The following is a 1,601-nucleotide window of genomic DNA, read 5'->3' on the forward strand; positions in this document are numbered from 1 at the left end:
GCGGAGCCTCTTTGCGTCCTGACGCTCCTATTTGGCAAGGTGTTTTTTAGAATCCATTTTGCGCTCGGCCTCGAAGGCTTGCCTGTCCCAATCGAGCGGAAGTCCGGCCTCGACCCATGCCTCGTAGGCCCTCCTTATGGGCTTGAGCTCCCTTTGGCCCCTCTCCAGCATCGAGATGTACTTCTCGCTGGTGCCCAGTATGGACGCCGCCCTCACCTGGCTGACCTTCGCCGCGCGCCTGGCCGCCACGAGCCCCGAGGCGTCCTCGGGCCTCCTGATCTCGTGCGGGCGCATCAGCGCCCGGTACGCCTCCCTGGCCACGTAGCGCTTGAGGCACCTCATGACCTCCCTGTCGCTCTTCCCCCGCCCCCTGGCCCTCTCGGCGTACTCGGCGGTCTCGGGGTCGCGCATGACCCTCTGCCTCGCGATCTCGTGCAGCGCGCTGTTCGCCCGCCGGTCGCCGCCCCTGTTGAGCCTGTGCCTCACGGTCTTGCCGCTCGAGGCGGGGATGGGGCAGGCGCCGCATATCGCCGCGAACGACGCCTCGGAGCGCAGCCTGCCCGGGTTGTCCCCGGCCGCGACCGCGAGCTTGGCCGCGCTCACGGGCCCGCACCCGTACATCGCCAGCAGCGCGGGGCAGTTCTCCTCCAGGGACGCCTCGATCGCGCGCTCCATGTCGAGCGCCGCGTCGCGCGCCGCCGCCCACAGGTCCGCCAGCGCTCCGAGCGCGGCGCCCAGCGCGCCCTCGGCGCGCACGGAGGGGAGCTCCTCCATCAGCCTCGGCCCCGCCATCCCGCGGAACCTCGACCTGAGCCCTTCCGGCGCGGTGGTGAGCAGCGACCTCGCGGTGTTGATCGCCGAGGTCCGCGCCTTCACCGCCCCGGAGCGCGCCGCGAGCATGCAACGCACCCCGTCGACCCACCCGTCCTGGCTCTTGGGGGTCCCGAGCCTTGAGCCGGACATCGCCGCGCGGGCGGCCCTCTCCGCGTCCGCCTCGTCGCACTTTCCCTGCCCCGGGCGCCTCCTCTGCATCCCCGCCGGGGAGAGCGCCTCGCGCACGGGCATCCCCAGCGACGCGAGGTGCCTGGTGAGGCCCGCCCCGTAGGACGACGTCCCCTCCATCGCGACGCAGGCCGGCTCCCCGGCCGCCGCGATCGCCCCGGCGAGCGCCTCGTAGCCCGCCGCGTCGGCGGGGAACTGGCGGGACAGGACCTTGCGGCCCCTCCAGTCCAGGACGCACGCCAGTGCGAGTCGGCGTGGGTGTCGACCCCGCAGAAGACCGGCCCGCGGGCGCCGGGTGTCGATTCGTTTTGCATGTCTCGCTCCGTTCTTTCCGTGCTCGCCTGGACCGGGCAGACGGCACACTGACGGGGCGCGATAGAATGCGGTTGTTCGGGTCCGCGGTATCGCTCCATGCTCCTATTAGGTCATGCGGCGGTCTCGGCTCGCCGCGGCCCGCGCGGGACATGTCAGGAAACGAGGGCAGCCCTGTGGGCGCCAGCGGAATGTGGGGTCACCGCGCGGTCCGCATCTGATGGTGTCGACGTCAATGGTATACGGGTGCATCATCGACGTCTTCAATACAGAAAATATCAGTGCGG

1 protein-coding gene is annotated in these 1,601 nt (G+C 70.8%); it reads right to left on the reverse strand.

Translation table 11 applies throughout. The features are described 5' to 3' along the window. Positions 1-27: 27 nt before the first annotated feature. The gene (locus AAAX59_RS09635; protein WP_349071601.1) at positions 28-1,365 is read right to left on the reverse strand and encodes an IS110 family transposase; all 1,338 of its coding nucleotides are present in this window, start codon (positions 1,363-1,365) and stop codon (positions 28-30) included. Between the last annotated feature and the right edge of the window lie 236 nt (positions 1,366-1,601).

Origin of the sequence: Collinsella sp. CLA-ER-H2 (assembly GCF_040092405.1) — a bacterium.
GTDB lineage: Bacteria > Actinomycetota > Coriobacteriia > Coriobacteriales > Coriobacteriaceae > Collinsella.